18 protein-coding genes and 1 pseudogene are annotated in these 18,554 nt (G+C 66.3%); 12 read left to right on the top strand and 7 right to left on the bottom strand.

Going from position 1 to position 18,554, the window contains the following annotated elements; all coding sequences use genetic code 11:
- The first annotated feature begins 110 nt into the window (after positions 1-110).
- The 7 genes and pseudogenes from cpaB to ACZZZD_RS08865 all read left to right on the top strand — a co-directional run bounded on the left by cpaB (position 111) and on the right by ACZZZD_RS08865 (position 8,406).
- Positions 111-1,028 carry a Flp pilus assembly protein CpaB gene (gene cpaB, locus ACZZZD_RS08895; RefSeq protein ID WP_463434357.1) on the top strand — a complete coding sequence of 306 codons (918 nt, stop codon included), beginning with the start codon at positions 111-113 and terminating at the stop codon, positions 1,026-1,028.
- A complete protein-coding gene (locus ACZZZD_RS08890; RefSeq protein ID WP_463434355.1) occupies positions 1,025-2,527 on the top strand; it encodes a type II and III secretion system protein family protein in 1,503 nt (500 codons plus the stop codon). The genes cpaB and ACZZZD_RS08890 overlap by 4 nt, the downstream gene beginning before the upstream one ends.
- 5 nt (positions 2,528-2,532) lie before the next feature.
- Entirely contained in the window at positions 2,533-3,210 is a 678-nt protein-coding gene (locus tag ACZZZD_RS08885; protein WP_463434353.1) for a CpaD family pilus assembly protein, read from the top strand.
- A 3-nt stretch (positions 3,211-3,213) separates the two neighbouring features.
- The gene (locus ACZZZD_RS08880) at positions 3,214-4,779 is read left to right on the top strand and encodes an AAA family ATPase (RefSeq protein WP_463434351.1); all 1,566 of its coding nucleotides are present in this window, start codon (positions 3,214-3,216) and stop codon (positions 4,777-4,779) included.
- Between the two features lie 151 nt (positions 4,780-4,930).
- Positions 4,931-6,432, top strand: a pseudogene (locus ACZZZD_RS08875) (CpaF family protein).
- 6 nt (positions 6,433-6,438) lie between these two features.
- On the top strand, positions 6,439-7,416 hold the full coding sequence (locus ACZZZD_RS08870) for a type II secretion system F family protein (protein WP_463434349.1): 978 nt from the start codon (positions 6,439-6,441) through the stop codon (positions 7,414-7,416).
- A 9-nt stretch (positions 7,417-7,425) separates the two neighbouring features.
- Positions 7,426-8,406 (top strand): type II secretion system F family protein, encoded by a 981-nt coding sequence (locus ACZZZD_RS08865; protein WP_463434348.1) that lies wholly within the window; start codon positions 7,426-7,428, stop codon positions 8,404-8,406.
- Here the strand turns inward: ACZZZD_RS08865 and ACZZZD_RS08860 are convergent.
- The gene (locus ACZZZD_RS08860) at positions 8,403-8,837 is read right to left on the bottom strand and encodes an SRPBCC family protein (protein ID WP_463434346.1); all 435 of its coding nucleotides are present in this window, start codon (positions 8,835-8,837) and stop codon (positions 8,403-8,405) included. The two genes, ACZZZD_RS08865 and ACZZZD_RS08860, sit on opposite strands and share 4 nt — an antisense overlap.
- Positions 8,838-8,877: 40 nt before the next feature.
- A complete protein-coding gene (locus tag ACZZZD_RS08855) occupies positions 8,878-9,231 on the bottom strand; it encodes a hypothetical protein (RefSeq protein ID WP_463434344.1) in 354 nt (117 codons plus the stop codon).
- Positions 9,232-9,321: 90 nt separating this feature from the next.
- On the opposite strand from ACZZZD_RS08855, the gene ACZZZD_RS08850 reads away from it, so the two are divergent.
- Positions 9,322-10,626, top strand: coding sequence for an amidohydrolase (locus ACZZZD_RS08850; RefSeq protein ID WP_463434342.1), 1,305 nt, complete (start codon positions 9,322-9,324; stop codon positions 10,624-10,626).
- A 102-nt stretch (positions 10,627-10,728) separates the two neighbouring features.
- Here ACZZZD_RS08850 and ACZZZD_RS08845 read toward each other — a convergent pair whose 3' ends face one another.
- The 3 genes from ACZZZD_RS08845 to dapE all read right to left on the bottom strand — a co-directional run bounded on the left by ACZZZD_RS08845 (position 10,729) and on the right by dapE (position 13,056).
- The gene (locus ACZZZD_RS08845; RefSeq protein ID WP_463434340.1) at positions 10,729-11,241 is read right to left on the bottom strand and encodes a hypothetical protein; all 513 of its coding nucleotides are present in this window, start codon (positions 11,239-11,241) and stop codon (positions 10,729-10,731) included.
- Positions 11,242-11,379: 138 nt separating this feature from the next.
- Positions 11,380-11,766 carry a hypothetical protein gene (locus tag ACZZZD_RS08840; RefSeq protein ID WP_463434338.1) on the bottom strand — a complete coding sequence of 129 codons (387 nt, stop codon included), beginning with the start codon at positions 11,764-11,766 and terminating at the stop codon, positions 11,380-11,382.
- Positions 11,767-11,868: 102 nt separating this feature from the next.
- The gene (gene dapE / locus ACZZZD_RS08835; RefSeq protein WP_463434336.1) at positions 11,869-13,056 is read right to left on the bottom strand and encodes a succinyl-diaminopimelate desuccinylase; all 1,188 of its coding nucleotides are present in this window, start codon (positions 13,054-13,056) and stop codon (positions 11,869-11,871) included.
- 42 nt (positions 13,057-13,098) lie between these two features.
- Between dapE and ACZZZD_RS08830 the strand changes: the two genes are divergently transcribed.
- Positions 13,099-13,575 carry a cupin domain-containing protein gene (locus ACZZZD_RS08830; RefSeq protein WP_463434334.1) on the top strand — a complete coding sequence of 159 codons (477 nt, stop codon included), beginning with the start codon at positions 13,099-13,101 and terminating at the stop codon, positions 13,573-13,575.
- Positions 13,572-14,876, top strand: coding sequence for an MFS transporter (locus ACZZZD_RS08825; protein WP_463434332.1), 1,305 nt, complete (start codon positions 13,572-13,574; stop codon positions 14,874-14,876). Before ACZZZD_RS08830 ends, ACZZZD_RS08825 begins: the two co-directional genes overlap by 4 nt.
- 75 nt (positions 14,877-14,951) lie before the next feature.
- Here the strand turns inward: ACZZZD_RS08825 and ACZZZD_RS08820 are convergent, their stop codons facing one another.
- Positions 14,952-15,977, bottom strand: coding sequence for a 2'-deoxycytidine 5'-triphosphate deaminase (locus tag ACZZZD_RS08820; protein ID WP_463434330.1), 1,026 nt, complete (start codon positions 15,975-15,977; stop codon positions 14,952-14,954).
- Between the two features lie 81 nt (positions 15,978-16,058).
- Here ACZZZD_RS08820 and apaG point away from each other — a divergent pair, with 81 nt between their 5' ends.
- Positions 16,059-16,466: a Co2+/Mg2+ efflux protein ApaG gene (gene apaG, locus ACZZZD_RS08815; protein ID WP_463434328.1), complete on the top strand. Its 408-nt coding sequence runs from the start codon at positions 16,059-16,061 to the stop codon at positions 16,464-16,466.
- A gap of 417 nt (positions 16,467-16,883) precedes the next feature.
- Here the strand turns inward: apaG and gcrA are convergent, their stop codons facing one another.
- Positions 16,884-17,417: a cell cycle sigma 70 cofactor GcrA gene (gene gcrA / locus ACZZZD_RS08810; RefSeq protein WP_135193912.1), complete on the bottom strand. Its 534-nt coding sequence runs from the start codon at positions 17,415-17,417 to the stop codon at positions 16,884-16,886.
- 290 nt (positions 17,418-17,707) lie between these two features.
- On the opposite strand from gcrA, the gene ACZZZD_RS08805 reads away from it, so the two are divergent.
- Positions 17,708-18,538: an ABC transporter permease gene (locus ACZZZD_RS08805; RefSeq protein ID WP_463434326.1), complete on the top strand. Its 831-nt coding sequence runs from the start codon at positions 17,708-17,710 to the stop codon at positions 18,536-18,538.
- Positions 18,539-18,554: the final 16 nt, after the last annotated feature.

Raw genomic sequence — 18,554 nt, 5'->3', positions numbered from 1 at the left:
TGACCGCCGTTCGCGCCGCTTAGGAAGCGTTAACCCGCAAGGCCCATGATCGTTAACGGTAGGCGTCGGGGGATGAGTCCGAAACATTGCGCCTGCTGGAGACATCCTGGATGAAGCCCGCCCGCATCGTCGTCATCTGCATCGCCGCCGTCTCGGCCATCGGTCTGGCCCTGGTGGTCCGGGCCATGGGATCGTCGTCGAACGAACCCGCCGCGCCCGCCGCCGCCGCCCAGGTCGAAGTCCGTCCGATGGCCAAGGTGCTGGTCGCCGCCAAGGATCTGGAGCCGGGCAAACGTCTGGTCGAGGGCGACCTGGCCTGGAAGGACTGGCCGGTGGACGAGGTCAATCCCGTCTTCATCACCGACGGCTCCACGCCCGTTCCCGCCAAGCCGGTTGCGGAAACCACGACAGAGAAGGCCTCCAACGCAGTTGAAAGTGTCGCCAAGGCGGCCAACGAACTGTCGGGGACCGGGGCCAAGGCCGACTATATCGGCTCGGTGGTGCGTGAACCCATTCTGGCCGGAGAGCCGATCGTAGCGCGCAAGATCGTGCGCGCCGGCGACAGCGGCTATCTGGCCGCCTATCTGGAACCCGGCATGCGGGCCATGGCCATCGCCGTCACCGTGGAATCCGCCGCTGGCGGCTTCATCCTGCCGGGCGACCGGGTCGATGTCGTGTTGACCGCTGAAACCAATCGCAATGGCGCCGTCGAAGGCGCGACCAGTTCCAAGTTCGCGTCGGGCGTCGTCCTTCAGAACATAAAAGTCCTGGCCATCGACCAGTCGACCCGCGCGGGCGACGACGAACAGGCCGTGGTGGGCGCGACCGCCACCCTGGAGGTCCGCCCGCAGGATTCCGTGTTGCTGGCTCAGGCCAAGTCCGAGGGCGAGTTGTCGCTGTCCCTGCGGTCCTATGCCGACACCGCCGGCCCGTCCGGCGCCACGCGTCGCCCGTCCGCCGCAGCCGCTCAATCGAAGGCCGTGCGCATCTATCGCGGCGGCGCGCCCGAAGTGGTGGCTGTGCCATGAAAGCTCTGTTGATGCGCAAGACCGCCTTTGCCGCCGCGTGCGCGCTACTGGCCAGCTTGACCGCCGCACCCGCCGGGGTGGCCCAGACGCGCGCCGCCGTGTCGATGGGCGCCGCGCCGCAACTGGTCAATCTGCCGCGTGGGACCTCCTTCGCGGTCGATCTGCCGGCCGATGCGCGCGACGTGATCGTCTCCAATCCGCAGGTGGCCGAGGCCATGCTGCACTCGCCGCGCCGCATTACCGTCATCGGCATCACGCCGGGCGAGACCGATGCGGTCTTCCTGGATGCCGCCGGTCGTACGATCCTGAGCCTGCGCGTCCGCGTCGACGCCGGCACCAGCGCCCTTCAGGACACGCTGAGCCGTGTCGCGCCGGGCGGACAGATCCATGCGGAAGCCGTCAATGACAGCGTCATCCTGACCGGTTTCGCCGATACGCCGGCCCAGGCCGCCCAGGCGGCCCGGGTCGCCGCCGCCTTCGTCTCGGCGCCGGAGAAGGTGATCAACATGATCAGCGTCGTCGGCTCGGACCAGGTGACGCTGAAGGTTCGCGTGGTCGAGGTGCAGCGCAGCACCCTGAAGCAACTCGGCTTCGGCTCCGACATTCTGAAGGCCTCGGGCGACCATTCGTATGGATTCAACCGGCCCAACACCTACGGCGTCAACGGCGCGCCGTTGGGAGGAAGCGGGCTCTGCTACGATCAGACAGGCGTCCAGACGACGAACGGCACGACTTCGAACTCGACCACCGGCACGACCGTGGACGGCGGGCTGACCAACACGATCTCCAACATCGCTTCGACCGCCTTCCGCGCGGTGACCGGCACGAATGCGAGCGCTTGCCTGGAAGCGTTCGAGCGCGTGGGCCTGGCCCGGACCCTTGCCGAGCCGAACCTGACATCGGTGAACGGCGAGGCCGCCAACTTCCTGGCGGGCGGCGAGTTTCCTCTGCCGACGGGTCGCGACCGCGACGGCAACATCACCGTGACCTACAAGCCGTATGGCGTGGGTCTTGCGTTCCGTCCTGTCGTGCTGTCAGGCGGCCGTATCTCCTTGCAGGTCAAGGTCGAGGTGTCGGAACTGACGTCCCAGGGCGGGTTTACCATCGGCGCGGGCACGCCTTCGTCCATCACCCTGCCGGGCCTGACCGTCCGTCGCAGCGAGAATACGGTCGAGTTGCCCTCGGGCGGATCGATGATGATCGCCGGCCTGCTTCAGGAAAGCACGCGCCAGACGGTGGACTCCCTGCCGGGCGTCACCAACCTTCCCGTGCTGGGATCGCTGTTCCGGTCGCGCGACTATCTGATGGGTGAGACCGAACTGGTGGTCATCGTCGAACCCTATATCGTCAGCCCCACCTCGCCCGATCGGATGCAGACGCCGGCCGATGGCTTGCGGATCGCCAGCGACAGCCAGACCATCCTCTTTGGCCAGTTGAACCAGGTCTATGGGTTGCCGAATGCGCCCCCGGCCGGCTCGGTCGGCTATGTGATCGAGTGAGCGACATGAACCGCACCCCGATTATTGTTCTTCTCGCCACGACCGCGCTGTCGCTGGGCGCCTGTGTCGGCGGCCCGGCCAGCCTGGGCGGTGAACCGCCGCTGACGCCGACCTCACGCTATCAGCTCCAGGTCGAACCCGATCTGGACCGCATCGCCTTGGCGGTTCACGACAGCGGCCTGTCTCCGGCGCAGGGCGACGCGCTTCAGGCCCTGGTCGGACGCTATCGCTACGTCGAGCCCGTGCCGATCGTGATCGAGGCGCCCGCCGGAAACGATCCGGTCGCGCTGAAGACCGCGTATGACATCAAGTCGGCCCTGGCGGCCTCGGGCGTCGCGCCGGACCGCATCATGTTGGTCAGCTATGCCGCGCCTGATCCGCGCGCGCCGGTCGTCGTCGGTTATCAGACCCTTCGCGCCGCCGTGCCGCAGTGTGGAACTGCATGGGGCAATCTGAGCCGTACTGGCGACAACCAGTCCGCTTCCAACTTCGGCTGCGCAGTCACAGCCAACCTCGCCGCCCAGATCGCCGACCCGCGCGACATCCAGACGCCGCGCGCAATGACGCCTGCCGATGCAGGCCGCCGCACGGTCGTGTTCGATCTGTATCGCGGCGGCAAGCAGACGGCGGCGGTGGCGGAAACCCTGGTTCAGGACACCGCCGTCTCCAGTGCGGTGAACTAGATCATGAGCACAGCCCCCGCCCCCCGCGAGTTCGACGCCTTCCAAGACGGCTTCGACGTGGATCTGGATTTTTCCGAACCGACGGCAGACTTTGAGGCGGCGCGTGCGCCGCTGCAGTTCACGGCCGCTGCGCCGGTTCAGCCCGCGCCGCCTGCGCCGGTCCCGGTCGCTCCCGCCTATGTCCCCGAACACGCTGGCTTCAACCCGGTCGGCGAAGTGGTGGCCCAGGCGCAGGCCAGCCTCATGGAAACGGGTCTGGATGTGACAGGCCTGGGCTCCACCGGCCTCGCCTCGTCCAGCAATATCGGCGAAGTGTCGGTGCCGCGTATCGCCATCCATGTCTTCGCCGAGCGCCAGGACACCTTGGCCGCCGCCGAGCGCGCGGCTCAGGATCGTCGTCTGTCGCGTGCGACCACCCAGATCCGCGTCGGGGGCGTGCCGGCCGCCGTCGAGACCTATCACCATGAACCGACGCCGCCGCTGATCATCGTCGAGTGCCTGAAAGACCCCCAGACCCTGCTCTGGGAAGTTGATCAGCTGGCCGAGGTCTGCGACGCGGGCACCAAGGTCGTGGTCATCGGCGCCACCAACGACATCATTCTGTTCCGCGAACTGATGCGGCGCGGGGTCAGCGAATATCTGGTCGCGCCGCTGCAGCCGCTGCAGCTGATCGCGGCCATCGGCGGCCTGTTCAACGACCCGGCCCAGCCCTTCGTCGGCCGCACCATCGCCTTTGTCGGCGCACGGGGCGGGGCGGGAGCCTCGGCCGTGGCGCACAACACAGCCTATGCGATCTCCGAGCGGATCGGCGCCAACACCGTCATCGTCGACTATGACCTGCCGTTCGGCACCGCGGGCCTGGACTTCAACCAAGATCCGCTGAGCGGCGTCGCCGACGCCCTGGGCCAGCCCGACCGGCTGGACGCGACCCTGCTGGACCGGATGATGGTCCGTTGCACCGACAAGCTGAGCCTGTTCGCCGCGCCCGCCAGCCTGGACACGGACTGGGACATCTCGACCGAGGCGTTCGAGGAGGTCACCAACCAGATCCGCGCCACGGCGCCGTTCGTCGTGCTGGACCTGCCGCACCTGTGGTCGCCGTGGATGCGCCGCACCCTGATCAGCGCCGACGAGGTGGTGGTGGTGGCCACGCCCGACCTGGCCTCGCTGCGCAACGCAAAGAACATGATCGACCTGATCCGTCAGGGTCGTCCCAATGATGCGCCGCCGCGCCTAGTGCTGAACCAGATCGGTGTGCCGGGTCGTCCTGAAATCCCTGCCAAGGACTTCGGCGCCGCCTTGGGCGTGCATCCCAGCCTACTGATCCCGTTCGACGCCAAGACCTTTGGCGCCGCCGCCAACAACGGCCAGATGATCCTGGACGCGGGGGCCAAGACCAAGGCGGCCGAGGCCTTCCAGACCCTGGCCCAGATCGTGTCGCGTCGCGAACTGCCCATGGTCGCGGGTCCGAAGGGCAAGCCGGGCAAGTCCGCCAAGTCGGAAAAGGCGTCCAAGCCTGCCGATGGTGCGTCCAAGTCCCTGTTCGCCAACATGTTCAAGAAGCGCTGACGCATGTTCGGCAAGCGCACAGGCCAGCCCGGCGTCACGACGGCGCCGATGCGTCCGGCGCCCGCGCCTGCCGGCGAGCCTGTGTCCGTCTTCAAGGTCGACGCCGCCGCGCCTCCGCCGGGAATGGCCGCCCAGGCCAGGGCTGAGGCCTATGCCTTCGCCGACGAGAATCTGGAGCCGGCGGCGGAAGCCTTCGAGCGGGCATCCGCGCCGACCCAACCCGCGCCCGCCGACCGTCTCGACGCCCTGGCCTCGCGCCCCAAACCTCAGCCGGAAGCCGCGCGTCCGACGGGCAATGTCGCAGGGGCCGGGCCGAAGGCCACTGCGGGTCTCGAGCAACTGAAGAAGGCGCAGGCGGTCGCCGAGATCGTCCGTGAACAGAGCGACTATTATCACGCCACGAAGACGACGATCTTCAACGCGTTGATGAACACCATCGACCTGGCCCAGCTGGCGCATCTGGACCAGAAGGCGGCGTCGGAGGAAATCCGCGACATCGTCGCCGAACTGGTGGCGATCAAGAACGTCTCCATGTCGGTCGCCGAGCAGGAGCATCTGGTTCAGGACATCGTTAACGACGTCTTGGGCTATGGGCCGCTGGAGCCGCTGCTGGCGCGCGACGACATCGCCGACATCATGGTCAATGGCGCCGGTCGGGTCTTCATCGAGGTCGCGGGCAAGGTCCAGCTGACCAACGTCCGTTTCCGCGACAACACCCAGTTGATGAACATCTGCCAGCGGATCGTGTCGCAGGTCGGCCGTCGTGTCGATGAATCCAGCCCCATCTGCGACGCCCGTCTGCCCGACGGTTCGCGCGTCAACGTCATCGCCCCGCCGTTGGCGATCGACGGCCCGACGCTGACGATCCGGAAGTTCAAGAAGGACAAGCTGACGATGAAGAATCTGGTGGAGTACGCCTCCATCAGTCCCGAGGGCGCGCGCGTCCTGGGCGTCATCGGCGCGTCGCGATGCAATCTGGTGATCTCGGGCGGCACGGGTTCGGGCAAGACGACCCTGCTCAACACCCTGACGGCCTTCATCGATCCGACCGAGCGGGTCATCACCTGCGAGGACGCCGCCGAACTGCAACTGCAGCAGCCGCATGTCGTGCGTCTGGAAACCCGCCCGCCCAACCTGGAAGGTCAGGGCACGATCACCATGCGGGATCTGGTCAAGAACTGCCTGCGGATGCGTCCCGAACGGATCATCGTCGGCGAGGTGCGCGGCCCCGAGGCGTTCGACCTGTTGCAGGCGATGAACACCGGTCACGACGGTTCCATGGGCACGCTGCACGCCAACTCGCCCCGCGAAGCCATCAGCCGAATGGAATCGATGATCACCATGGGCGGCTACGGCCTGCCGTCCAAGACGATCCGCGAGATGATCGTCGGCTCGGTCGACGTCATCATCCAGGCCGCCCGCCTGCGTGACGGCTCGCGTCGCATCACCCACATCACCGAGGTGGTGGGGCTGGAAGGCGACGTGATCGTGACCCAGGATCTGTTCGTCTACGACATCACCGGCGAGGACGAGCACGGCAAGATCGTCGGCCGCCACCGTTCGACCGGCATCGCCCGTCCCCGCTTCTGGGACCGCGCCCGTTATTATGGGCTGGAGCGTGAGCTGGCCGACGCCCTGGACGCGGCGGAGTAACAAACCATGCTGCCGATCCTCGCCGCCGTTCTGGCCTTCATCACCATCGGCGGCCTGGGCTGGGTCCTGGTCGGTGGCGACGATTCCTCGGCCCAGGCCGTCAAGCGCGCGCAGGGGCTGGCCGACGGCAAGAAGAACCCCTCCGTCGCCCGCAAGGCGGCGGCGACCAATACGCCCGAGGCGCGCCGCAAGCAGATTCTGGTTCAGCTACAGGAAGCGGATCGTCGCGAGCGCAAGGCCCGCACGACCCTGGCGGCGCGGCTGAAGCAGGCGGGGCTGAACCTCTCCGTTCGCACCTTCTACATCATCTCCGCCGTGGTCGGCGTGGCGGCGGCAGTCGTCGCCCTGGTGCTGGGCCTGCATATTCTCCTGGCGCTGGGCGTCGCCCTGATCTTCGGTCTGGGTCTGCCCCGCTGGGTCTTGGGCTTCCTCGCCAAGGGGCGGATGAAGAAGTTCTCGCTGGAGTTTCCCAACGCCGTCGATGTCATCGTGCGCGGCATCAAGTCGGGCCTGCCTGTCCATGAATGCTTCAAGATCATCGCCCGCGAAAGCCCTGCGCCGCTGGGGCCTGAGTTCCAGATGCTGGTCGAGGGCCTGGGCGTCGGCCTGACGCTGGAGCAGGCGCTGGAGCGGATGTACGGGCGGATGCCGACACCGGAACTGCGTTTCTTCACCATCGTCATCGCCATTCAGCAGAAGACGGGCGGCAACCTGGCCGAGGCGCTGGGCAATCTGTCCACCGTGCTGCGCGCGCGCCGGATGATGGGCGAGAAGATCAAGGCGCTGTCGTCCGAGGCCATGGCCTCCGCCGGCATCATCGCGTCCCTGCCGCCGGTGGTCATGACCATGGTGATGATCACGGCGCCGTCCTACATGATGCCCCTGTTTACGGACTTCCGCGGCAACTTCATGCTTCTCGTGGCGGCCTTGCTGATGGCCACCGGCGTCTTCGTGATGAAGCGCATGATCTCGTTCAAGTTCTGAGGCGGGATCATGGAAGGCTTGATGCGCTTCATCACCGACCCGCAGAACCTGCTCAGCATCGGCGTGGGCGTGCTGGTCTTCGTCACCGTCCTGACCCTGCTGTCGGCGATGGGCGGCGGGGTCCAGCTCGACAAGCGGATGAAGGCCGTCGCCGAACGCCGCGACGACCTGAAGCGCCGCTCGCGCGCCAATATCGCCAGCGGGCAGGGCGGCCTGCGTCACACGGACCAGGGGTTCAAGAAGCGGGTCGTCGACCGGCTGAACCTGACCAAGCTGCTGGAAGATCCCAAGGTCGCCGGCCAGATGGCCCAGGCCGGCTATCGCGGGCCAAAGCCGCTGACGACCTTCTACTTCTTCCGTTTCGCCACGCCCTTCGTCTTCCTGATCGTGGCGGCCTTCTACATGTTCGTCATCAAGGTCGTGGACTGGCCCACGATGAACAAGGTGACGGCGGTCATGGCGGCGGCCGTGGCGGGCTTCTATGCGCCCAACCTCTATCTGAAGAACCGCATCAACAAGCGCCGCACCTCGATCATGCAGGCGTTTCCCGATGCGCTGGATCTGTTGCTGATCTGCGTCGAGGCCGGCATGTCCATCGAGGCGGCGATCACCAAGGTCAGCCAGGAGATGGGGCCGTCGTCGATCGATCTGGCCGAGGAACTGTCGCTGCTGTCGGCCGAGCTCAGCTATCTGCCAGAGCGTCGCATGGCCTATGAGAACCTGGGCAAGCGCACCAACCATCCGGGCGTGAAGTCGGTGGCGACCGCCATGACCCAGGCCGAGACCTATGGCACGCCGCTGTCCACCGCCCTGCGGGTGATGGCCAAGGAAAACCGCGACCTGCGCCTGTCCGCCGCCGAGAAGAAGGCGTCGGCCCTGCCGGCTCAGTTGACCGTGCCGATGATCCTGTTTTTCCTGCCGGTGCTTTTCATCGTGATCCTTGCCCCGGCGATCCTGAACGTCATCGACATGATGAAGGGGGGCGGTTAGCCCGCTTCCGCCGCCGCCTTCAAGCCCTCGACGATGCTATCTTGTGCGTTGCGGATCGATGGGCGATGCTTGTCGTGGAACAGCTCGCCGCGCAGACCTGAGAAGCGGATGCCGGCCGTCAGGATGCAGTTGCCCGGCGCCAGCTCTTCGATCTGAATGTAGCGCAGGCTCTGGAACAGGAAGCCGCGCCGTTCCGCCCAGACCAGACGCACGCGCGGTTGCCATTCGACGACCTGGGCCAGGGCCTGGCGCGGCTCCATATCGGGCCAAACCTCGTTCATCGTCAGGCGGCCGCCATAGGCGATGGCGCCTTCGACATCGGTGTCGACCGGGTTCCAGGCGCTCCAGCCGGACAGGTCGGCGATCAGGTCCCAGATCCGGTCCGAGGTCGCCTGAACGCCGACGCGTTTTTCGATACGAGTGTCATCCATGGGTTCGCTCTGGCACGGCTTGTCGCCGCCGACAACGCGCTTAGTCCGGTTCGACCAACTTCAGCCGCCGCCCGTCGTCCAGCCCCAGCCGGGTCTTGACCTCGAACAGGTCGGCGCCGGCTGGAATGATCAGCAGCTTCTTGGGCTGGGCCGTGTTGACGGCGACGACCCCGCCCTTGGGGCAGATGTCGAAACAGTCGGCGCCGGTGACGGTCAGTTCGCCACTTCGGCCCCGCTTGCCTTTCTTGAGGTGCAGGTATTTGCGCAGCGCCTTCTTCAGCGTCAGGTCGCCGCCGGGACCGAAGCCGCCGTCCAGCTTCTTTGAGCATTTGCGGCACACCAGGACCACGTCCCGCCATTCCGTCTTCGCGCTCTTGAAGTCCTTCTCGCCCATGCCGACAGAAATCGCCGTTCGCGGCGGCTTGCACAAGCGGTCGCGGCGCCGTCACCTGCGATCAGGCTAAAAATTTCACGGGACCTTCACATGCGCCGACTGTTCGCCGCCTCCACCCTGGCGCTGCTGCTTGCGGCGGGGAGCGTTCACGCCCAAGCCGTCGATACGGCGAGCGTGGACGCCGCCGTCCAGCGCGTAATGCCCGAGGTGACCGCCTGGCGCCGCGACTTCCATCAGCATCCCGAACTGGGCTTCGCCGAGACTCGCTCGGCCGGGGTGATCGCTGAACATTTGCGCTCCCTGGGGCTGGAGGTCCGCACCGGGGTCGGCAAGACCGGCGTCATCGGCATCCTGCACGGCGCGCAGCCGGGCCGGGTCGTGGCCCTGCGCGCTGACATGGACGCCCTGCCGGTGCAGGAGGCGACGGGTCTCGACTTCGCCTCGACCGCCACCGGGACATACATGGGCAATACGGTGCCGGTGGCCCACGCCTGCGGCCACGACATGCATATGGCCATGCTGATGGGCGCGGCCGAGGTGCTGGCCGGGATGAAGGACCGGATCGCCGGGACAGTGGTCTTCGTCTTCCAGCCGGCCGAGGAAGGCGCCCCTCCGGGAGAGCCCAAGGGCGGCGCGGCTCTGATGATCGCCGAAGGCGCGCTGAACGATCCCAAGCCCGATGCCATCTTCGGTCTGCACGTCGTGCCCGGCCGCCCGGGCAGCGTCTTCTATCGGCCCGAAGGGTTCATGGCCGCCTCGGACCGCGTGGACATCAGCCTGAAGGGCAAGCAGACCCACGGCGCCTGGCCCTGGCGCGGCGTGGACGTGATCGCGGTGGCGGGCCAGGTGATCGAGACGGTCAACACCCTGACCGCCCGCACGGTCGATCCGACCACGACCCCGACGGTCTTCACCATCGCCACGATCAACGCCGGCGTCCGCTACAACATCATCCCCGACAGCGCGACCCTGTCCGGCACCCTGCGCACCTTCGACGTCGCTCAGCGCGACGCTCTGGTCGCCCGCGCCGAAACCGCCATCGACCATGTCGCCGCCGCCTACGGCGCCACCGCCGAGTTCGGCGTCAAACAGAACGCCGCCCTGGTCTTCAACGACCCCGGCCTGTCCACCTGGCTGGCCCCGGTCCTGACCGAGGCGGCGGGCGAAGGGAACGTCAACCCCGCCACGCCCCCGACCACGGTCGCCGAGGACTTCAGCTATTTCCAGCAGGTCATCCCCGGCGTCTTCTATCATCTCGGGGCCAGCCCCGACGGGGTGGACCCGTCACAGTCGGCGCCGAACCATTCGCCAGAGTTCTCGCCGAACGAGAAGGTCCTGCCGCTGGGGGTGAAGACGCATGTGCTGACGGCGTTGCGATTTTTGGAGCGTAGTTAGGTGGGGCGATTGCAGCGGAGGTCGATGTCGCGAACAGACCTGTTGCGGAGATTCATGGTGTCGGCTCCAGACGAGCCCGGATCATCTACGAGCCTGGATGCGTCACGCCGGAGCCACATCCTTCTCAGACCAAGCCCTGCATTCTCGGAGCAGAAGGTTCCTCTTTAAGCCAGACAACACCACCTCCCCCGACACGCACAACGCCAATACGATGACAGTCCAAAATCCGACTTCGACAGAAACTCCAGAGCGGATCGTTGAATAAACTCCCATCAACCCGCACACTGTGCAAAGAAGGCTCGCGATCGCATATGCGTATGTTGACCACTGAAAGCGATAGCCTGCTGGATGCAGCGTGTTAGTCTCCCAGTCTCGGAATGCTTTCAAATCGACCTCGGTAAAGCGAAACTCGAAAGATCCGAGATGATAAACGCTGTCGGTGTACACCCAGTGCATGTACGCGCCGATCATGAGCACGATGGCCGCTGTGTAGAGGGGCGCTCCAGGTGCCGAAGCTGCAGCATCATCACCAAAAACTAGGGCCGCCGCAGGCAGAGCCCCTATCGCCCCTAAGACAGACTGAATTCTCTGCCCCTCTAACGCTTTCCATTCCATACTCACTGTGTCCCCCCTCTGCTGGTTGGTGGACTAGTGATCGGCCGGTTCTTCATTCACGTCCAGCTTTGAGAGGGCGTGGGGGGCGCTGTTAGGCCGAACGCCAATTTCATTGATCGACCCGTTGCGGACGTCTGTCTATTCGCCCAGCGCGAGGGAAAGACGAGACCGCAATTCGGCCGGCAGAACGTCCCGAGACGCGCTGAGCAAAATCAGATCTGACTCTGACCACACTGTCTTTCGAGCAATCGAACTGGTGATCGAGACGTTTTCCAGCACCAACTTCGTGAGGCTTAGACCGAGCCGGTCTAGTTCTGAGGACAGGTGGCGGAGTTCGACTACGCTCATACCACGGACAGCTTCCTGTAAGTCCCCCAGCCCATATCTCGCATCGCGGTCGCTCAATGCGGCAAGCTCGCCGGGGGTAAACAGCGGCTGGTCATTATGGAACTCGACCAGCGTTGCCGATAGGGCCTCAAGCGCCAACTTTCGTTCCTGTGGTTCCATACTGACATCTTCGATCATCGAAGGTCGGCATTCTACCCTTTTCCGACTATCCGAAGGCTTGGTTTGGGGCGGATCATGCGGAGTCAGATCTAGCGAGATTTTACCACCGATAGGCAAACCCTACAGCCGCTCGAACACCGTCTCAATCACCCGGCGATAGACCGCCGTCAGCGTCTCCAACTCCGCCACCGGCACGCGTTCGTCGATCTGGTGCATGGTCTGGCCGACCAGGCCCAGTTCCAGCACCGGGCACAGGGCGCGGATGAAGCGGGCGTCGGAGGTGCCGCCGGTGGTGGAGGCCTCGGGGCGGCGGCCGACGGCGGCCTCGACGGCGTCCTGCACCGCTGCGACGAAGGCTCCCGGCTCGGTCAGGAAGGCTTCGCCCGAGCACAGATGCTCCAGGGTGATCTGCAGCCCCGTCTCGGCCTGGACGGCGCCGGCCTCGCGGTTCAGCCAGTCGATCAAAGCGTCGCCGGTGTGGCTGGGGTTGAAGCGGATGTTCAGCCGCGCCCTGGCCTCGGCCGGGATGATGTTGGTCGCCGGATTGCCGATGTCGATGGTGGTGATTTCCAGGTTCGACGGCGGAAAATTCTCGTAGCCGTCGTCCAGCACGTGGTCGTTGAGGCGGGCCATCAGGCGCGCGATCACAGGCGCGGGATTAGCCGCGCGCTCGGGATAGGCGACGTGGCCCTGTTTGCCGTGAACGGTGATCCAGGTGTTCAGCGAGCCGCGCCGGCCGACCTTGATCATGTCGCCCAGCTGTTGCGACGACGACGGTTCGCCGACCACGCAGGCGTCGATGACCTCGCCCTCGGCCGCCAGGGCCTCGACCACCCGCTTGGTGCCGTGCAGCGCCGGGCCTTCCTCGTCGCCGGTGATCAGGAAGGAGAGGGAGCCTTTAGGCTCGCCGTCCGCCAGCACCTGCGACACGGCGGCGACCCAGGCGGCGATCCCGCCCTTCATGTCCACCGCGCCGCGGCCATACAGAACGCCGTCCCGGACCTCGGCGTTGAAGGGTTGCGACGACCACTGGTCCGACGGGCCGGTCGGGACCACGTCCGTATGGCCGGCGAAACACAGGTTGGGCGAGGCGGTCCCGCGCCGCGCATACAGGTTCTCGATCCGCGCATGAACCCCTTCGCCCCCAGGCCCCTCGAAGGCCAGACGGCGGCAGGTAAAGCCCAGGGCCGTCAGATGCCGTTCCAGCACGTCCATCGCCCCCTCGTCCGCAGGGGTCACGGAGGGAATGCGGATCAGGTCGCGGGTCAGTTCGACAGGATCGATTACGGGAGTTGATGCGCGGCTCATGCGCCTATGCTTTAGGGAAATCGCGTCAAAGCGAGAAGGCCCATGCCCAAGATCGACATCGACAGCGCGCCGAGAGGCGACGGCACGACCTATCCCGAGGAATTCGCCGGCCCGTGCAAGCCGCGTCGCCGCTGGAAGCTGGGCGATGCGGCGGGGTTGAGCCAGTTCGGCGTCAACCTGCTGCGCCTGCCCGACGGCGCCTGGTCCAGCCAGCGGCACTGGCACGCGTCCGAGGACGAGTTCGTCATGGTGGTCGAGGGCGAGGTGGTGCTGGTGGACGACGACGGCGAGACCGTGCTGCGCGCCGGCGACTGCGCCGGGTTCAAGGCGGGCGTGCCGAATGGTCACAGAATAGAGAACCGATCCGGCCGCGAGGCGGTCCTGCTTGAGGTCGGAACGCGCAATCCTTCCGTGACGGCCTGCGACTATCCTGACATCGACATGGTGCTCAATGCGGGCGTCGACGGCTATTTCCACCGCGACGGCTCGCCCTATCCGAAACAGTCCCGAAGAACGTGACCACAGAATCCATAGACACCGGCCCCGCCGCCCCGCCCGTTCCGCCTGCTCCATCATCTGGGGGGCCTGAAGGGCCGTCCAGTCCGTGGGGGATCCGCGATTTCCGTCTGCTGTGGTTCGGGCGGGTGGTCGCGGTGCTGGCGATCCAGATCCAGTCCTCTGCCCTGTTGTGGCAGGTCTATGAGATCGCCAGGCGCGATCACCCGATCGAGGAGGCCAGCCTGTATCTGGGCCTGGTCGGCCTGTGTCAGTTCCTGCCGCTGCTGGCCTTTACACTGCCGGCCGGGGCCATGGCCGACCGGCGTGATCGCAAGCGCACGGTGTGGATCTCGATCCTGGTCGAGGCGGCCTGTGCGGGGTCGTTTCTGGCCATGGCGCTGCACGGAAACCCGCCCCTGTGGGGCTTGCTGGCGGTTGCGGCCCTGTTCGGCGCGGCGCGGGCGTTTCTGGCTCCGGCCAGCCAGGCCTTCCTGCCGATGGTGGTGGGGCGCAAGGCCTTGCCGCCCGCCATCGCGGCTCAGTCCATCGCCTTCCAGACCGGGGCCATCGCCGGCCCGGCCCTGGGCGGGGTGATCGTGGGGGTGAACGTGCCCCTGGCCTATGCGGTGTCGCTGGGCATGTTCCTGCTGGCGGTCGCGGCCTTCATCCTGATCCGCACCAGCGGCAAGCCCGCGCCCCAGGCCAATCCGCTGTCGCCCATCGAGTCCGTCAAGGAGGGGCTGGCCTATGTCTACAAGACCAAGATCGTTCTGGGCGCCATTTCGCTGGATCTGGTCGTGGTGCTGCTGGCCGGCGTGGCCCTGCTGACGCCGATCTTCGCGCGCGACATTCTGCATGTGGGACCGCAAGGGTTCGGCCTGCTGCGGGCGTCGTTCGGGGTCGGGGCGATGGCGGTGGCCATCTATCTGAGCCGTTACCCCATCGTGCGGCACGGCGGCCGATGGATGTTCGCGGCGGTGGCGGTGTTCGGGATCTGCACGGTGACGTTCGGCCTGTCCAAGATCGTCTGGATCAGCGCGCTGGCCCTGTTGATCGGGGGCGGGGCGGACATGATCAGCGTCAATATCCGCCAGACCCTGATCCAGCTGGCGACGCCCGATCACATGCGCGGACGGGTGTCGTCCGTGTCCATGCTGTTCATCGGCGCCTCGAACGAGCTGGGCGAGGCCTATTCGGGCGTCATGGTCCGGCTGCTGGGCGCGGTCGGGGCGGCGGTGTTCGGCGGCTTCGGCGCGCTGGCGGCCACCGGGGCCTGGGCGACGATGTTCCCGGGGCTGAGGAAGGCCGACAAGCTCACTTGAGTGGCGAGTATCGAGTGGCGAGGACGAAAGCGAACGGCTCGTCACTCGCCACTGACCACTCGCCACTCGGCTAGATCACCACACCCTGAAATGCTTCGACAGCTTCAGGCCCTGGCTCTGATAGTGGCTGCCGCTTTCGCCATACAGGCGGCTGGGGCGTTCGGTCAGGGGCTCGTAGACCAGGCGGGCGACGGTCTGGCCGTGTTCCAACAGGAAAGGCGTGTCGTGGGTGCGGACTTCCAGCACGCCTTTCGACCCCGCGCCGTGCGCCTCGTCGGTGCCGAAGCCGGGATCGAAGAAGCCGGCGTAGTGGACGCGGAATTCGCCGACCGACGGATCGATGGGGGTCATTTCGGCGGCCTGATCGACCGGAATCTCGACGTCGTCGGACGAGGCCAAAATGTAGAACTCGCCCGGATCCAGCAGCAGTTCGCCGCGACGCAAGGATAGCGGTTCCCAGAAGTCGCGCGGATCGTGGCCGGCGATATGGTCCAGGTCGACCACGCCTGCATGGCGACGGCCGCGGAAGCCGACGATGTCGCCGCCTTGCAGGTCCACGCCAACGCTGCGAGTCTCCAGCTTGGGCGGATCGCCGGCCTTGAGGCGCAACTGGTTCAACCGGGTGCCGGGACGGACCAGGATGGAGAAGGTCTGGGGCGCGACCTCCATATAAAGTGGGCCGTCATAGCCTTCGGCCACGTCGTCGAAACGGGCGCCCTGGTCGGTCAGCAGGCGCACGAAGACATCGACGCGGCCGGTCGAGCTTTTCGGGTTGGCGCGGGCGATCAGGCCCTTTGGCAGTTTCAGCCGCTCCTGCAGGCGCACGATGTAGACGCAGCCCTTTTCCAGCACCACACCGGCGTCGGTGATCTCGATGGCGTGCATGGCCACGTCGGCGATCCGCGCCTCGACCTTGCGTTGGCCGGGCAGGAAGGAGGCGCGGACACGCCAGGCCTGGTCGGACAGGCGCAGGTCCAGGCTGGCGGGCTGGACCTGGTCGTGATCGAATTCGGTGTCCGACGTGATGGCGCCCGTGGCGATCAGCGTCTCGATGGACTGGGCGGGCAGGATGCCGGGACGGGGCGCTTGGAAGGAGCTCATGGCGTCTGTCTCACACGGTTTTCACGACTTGTCTCCAAGTCGCGCTTGCAGCCCGCGCGCGGCGGGGCGAGCATATAGCCCATGCACGATGGTCCTGCCTATACCGCCGAAACGAACGGCATCCTGATCCGGGTCCGGCCCAGCTATCTGGCGGGCCAGTCCGATCCCGACGAAGGCCGCTGGGTCTGGGCCTATCAGATCGAGATCGTAAATCTGACGGGATCGACGGTGCAGCTGATGGCGCGTCGCTGGACCATCACCGACGGCCACGGCCATGTCGAAGAGGTGCGCGGACCCGGCGTGGTCGGCGAACAGCCGGTGATCGAGCCGGGCGGCAGCTATGCCTATGCGTCAGGCTGTCCACTGAGTACGGACAGCGGTTCGATGGTGGGGGCGTATTATATGACGGACGCGGACGGCCGTAGTTTCGAGGCGGAGATCCCGGCCTTCTCGCTGGACACGCCGGATGCGCGCAGGGTGTTGAACTAGGCATATCCTCCCCCGAGAAGCGTAGCGAAACGGGGGAGGGGGACCGCGAAGCGGTGGAGGGGGCGAACGCAGCCTCTGCACCAGACGCCGATAGTCGGTCTGCTTTGGCCTGATGCTGAACTGTGAAGATCGAGTCCGGTTTCGCCCCCTCCACCCCGCTTCGCGCGGTCCCCCTCCCCCGCTGCGCTGGGGAGGATCGAGAAAGGCGGATGGGGCTGCGTCAACCCGGATGAACCGCAGCCCCGCCCCTGAAGTCTCGCCGGCTTGCTTGCGCGAGCCGGCGAGGGGGAAGTCGGCTCCCTAGGGAGCATCTCTTTGTGGCGCTATGTTCGCGACGCGGTCGCTCACGGTTTGAGCGCATTCGTGCGCTCCTGCGCGAAGCGCCGCGCTCAAGTAGCGCGAAGCGCGGTAGCGCTCTTAAATATAGCGACGCAGGCTGCGGGCCAGGTCGGAACCGCTTTCCTTGGAGCCGCGACGGACTTGCGGTTGGTAGGCGACGCGGGCGTGTTCGACGCAATAGACGCCTTCTGAGGAGCGGCGGCCGCAGAAGCTGAACTCGCGCGACGACGGGTCGCCGATCGGCCATTTGCACATGTGGGCGCCCAGGGTCATCACCGTCGCGGTGCCCGGCAGGTCCGGGATCGGAGCGGGGACGGGGGCGGCGGGCTGGACCGGCTTGGGCTGAACGGCCTCAAGACGGCGCGGGGCCGAGGGCTGAGCCGGGGCGGCCGGCGCGGGACGCGGACGGGCGGTGCGGAAGGTCGCGGCGACGGTGCGCGCCGGTTGCGACGGGGCGGCCCGGCCCGACAGGCCCAGGCGGTGCACCTTGCCGATCACGGCGTTGCGGGTGACCCCGCCGCCCAGTTGTTTGGCGATCTGGCTCGCGGACTGGCCCTCAAGCCAGAGCTTCTTCAGCGCGCCTACGCGGTCGTCGGTCCAGCCTGCGGTCATGCCACCCTCCAGCGAGTTTGGATTCAATATCTAGGTCTAGGCTCCCCCTCCGGGGTCTCGACCTACAACTAATCGTAAACCAGCCGTTAAGAGACGCAAGATGTGCGAATCAATCGTCCACAGGAACCAGATATTGAATCATCGTTAAGGTTAAGGCGTTTCGAGTGGCGAGTGGCGAGTGGCGAGTGGCGAGGCCTGACGGCCACCCTAAGCGCTTCTTCCTCGTCACTCGCCACTAACCACTCGCCACTCCCTTGCGCAGCAAGGGCGCAAAGCGCATCTGGCGGCGCATGACCGATACGCCCGATCTGATCTCCACCCGTCCCGCCGGTTTGCCGCAGCCGCGTCGCTATCCGGGGATCAACTGGGTCGGGGTGCAGACGCTGTATCTGCGCGAGGTGCGGCGCTTCTGGAAGGTGGGCGCCCAGACGGTGGCGGCGCCGGTGGTGACGACGCTTCTCTATATGCTGGTGTTCGTGGTGGCGCTTCAGAACGCGCGGCCGCCGCTGCACGGGACGCCGTTTGCGTTGTTCGTCGCGCCCGGCCTGATCATGATGGCCATGCTGAACAACGCCTTCGCCAACGCCTCGTCCAGCCTGATCCAGGCCAAGATCATGGGCACGGCGACCGACTTTTTGACCCCGCCGCTCAGCCCGCTGGAGCTGACGCTGGGCTTCACCCTGGGCGCGGCGACGCGTGGCCTGGCGGTCGGTCTGGTGACGGCGATCTGCGTCCTGCCGTTCGCGCCTCTGGGCATCGCCAACATTTTCGCCGTCGTCTGGTTCGCCATGGCCGCCTGTTTCGTCATGGGAATGACGGGCGTGCTGGCCGGTCTGTGGAGCGAGAAGTTCGACCATCTGGCGGCGGTTCAGAACTTCATCGTCATGCCCATGACCTTCCTGTCGGGCACCTTCTATCTGGTCGACAACCTGCCCGAACCGTTCCGCTCGATCAGCCACTACAACCCCTTCTTCTATCTGATCGACGGCTTCCGCTACGGCTTCATCGGCCATGCCGAGAGCAATCTGACGGTCGGGGTCATCGGCTCAGCCGTCCTGATGGTCGCCATGGGCGCCGCCTGCTGGCTGGTGTTCCGCTCGGGCTGGCGCCTTAAGAGCTAGATCGCTACCTGTGACG

It is taken from the genome of Brevundimonas sp. AC546, assembly GCF_979258305.1.
Note: the sequence above shows the minus strand (reverse complement) of the source record. Positions and strands in the feature narration are given on the sequence as shown.

Coding starts and splice junctions, on each gene's coding strand:
- cpaB (WP_463434357.1), top strand. CDS start 111: ATGAAGCCCGCCCGCATCGTCGTCATCTGCATCGCCGCCGTCTCGGCC.
- ACZZZD_RS08890 (WP_463434355.1), top strand. CDS start 1,025: ATGAAAGCTCTGTTGATGCGCAAGACCGCCTTTGCCGCCGCGTGCGCG.
- ACZZZD_RS08885 (WP_463434353.1), top strand. CDS start 2,533: ATGAACCGCACCCCGATTATTGTTCTTCTCGCCACGACCGCGCTGTCG.
- ACZZZD_RS08880 (WP_463434351.1), top strand. CDS start 3,214: ATGAGCACAGCCCCCGCCCCCCGCGAGTTCGACGCCTTCCAAGACGGC.
- ACZZZD_RS08870 (WP_463434349.1), top strand. CDS start 6,439: ATGCTGCCGATCCTCGCCGCCGTTCTGGCCTTCATCACCATCGGCGGC.
- ACZZZD_RS08865 (WP_463434348.1), top strand. CDS start 7,426: ATGGAAGGCTTGATGCGCTTCATCACCGACCCGCAGAACCTGCTCAGC.
- ACZZZD_RS08860 (WP_463434346.1), bottom strand. CDS start 8,837: ATGGATGACACTCGTATCGAAAAACGCGTCGGCGTTCAGGCGACCTCG.
- ACZZZD_RS08855 (WP_463434344.1), bottom strand. CDS start 9,231: ATGGGCGAGAAGGACTTCAAGAGCGCGAAGACGGAATGGCGGGACGTG.
- ACZZZD_RS08850 (WP_463434342.1), top strand. CDS start 9,322: ATGCGCCGACTGTTCGCCGCCTCCACCCTGGCGCTGCTGCTTGCGGCG.
- ACZZZD_RS08845 (WP_463434340.1), bottom strand. CDS start 11,241: ATGGAATGGAAAGCGTTAGAGGGGCAGAGAATTCAGTCTGTCTTAGGG.
- ACZZZD_RS08840 (WP_463434338.1), bottom strand. CDS start 11,766: ATGATCGAAGATGTCAGTATGGAACCACAGGAACGAAAGTTGGCGCTT.
- dapE (WP_463434336.1), bottom strand. CDS start 13,056: ATGAGCCGCGCATCAACTCCCGTAATCGATCCTGTCGAACTGACCCGC.
- ACZZZD_RS08830 (WP_463434334.1), top strand. CDS start 13,099: ATGCCCAAGATCGACATCGACAGCGCGCCGAGAGGCGACGGCACGACC.
- ACZZZD_RS08820 (WP_463434330.1), bottom strand. CDS start 15,977: ATGAGCTCCTTCCAAGCGCCCCGTCCCGGCATCCTGCCCGCCCAGTCC.
- apaG (WP_463434328.1), top strand. CDS start 16,059: ATGCACGATGGTCCTGCCTATACCGCCGAAACGAACGGCATCCTGATC.
- gcrA (WP_135193912.1), bottom strand. CDS start 17,417: ATGACCGCAGGCTGGACCGACGACCGCGTAGGCGCGCTGAAGAAGCTC.
- ACZZZD_RS08805 (WP_463434326.1), top strand. CDS start 17,708: ATGACCGATACGCCCGATCTGATCTCCACCCGTCCCGCCGGTTTGCCG.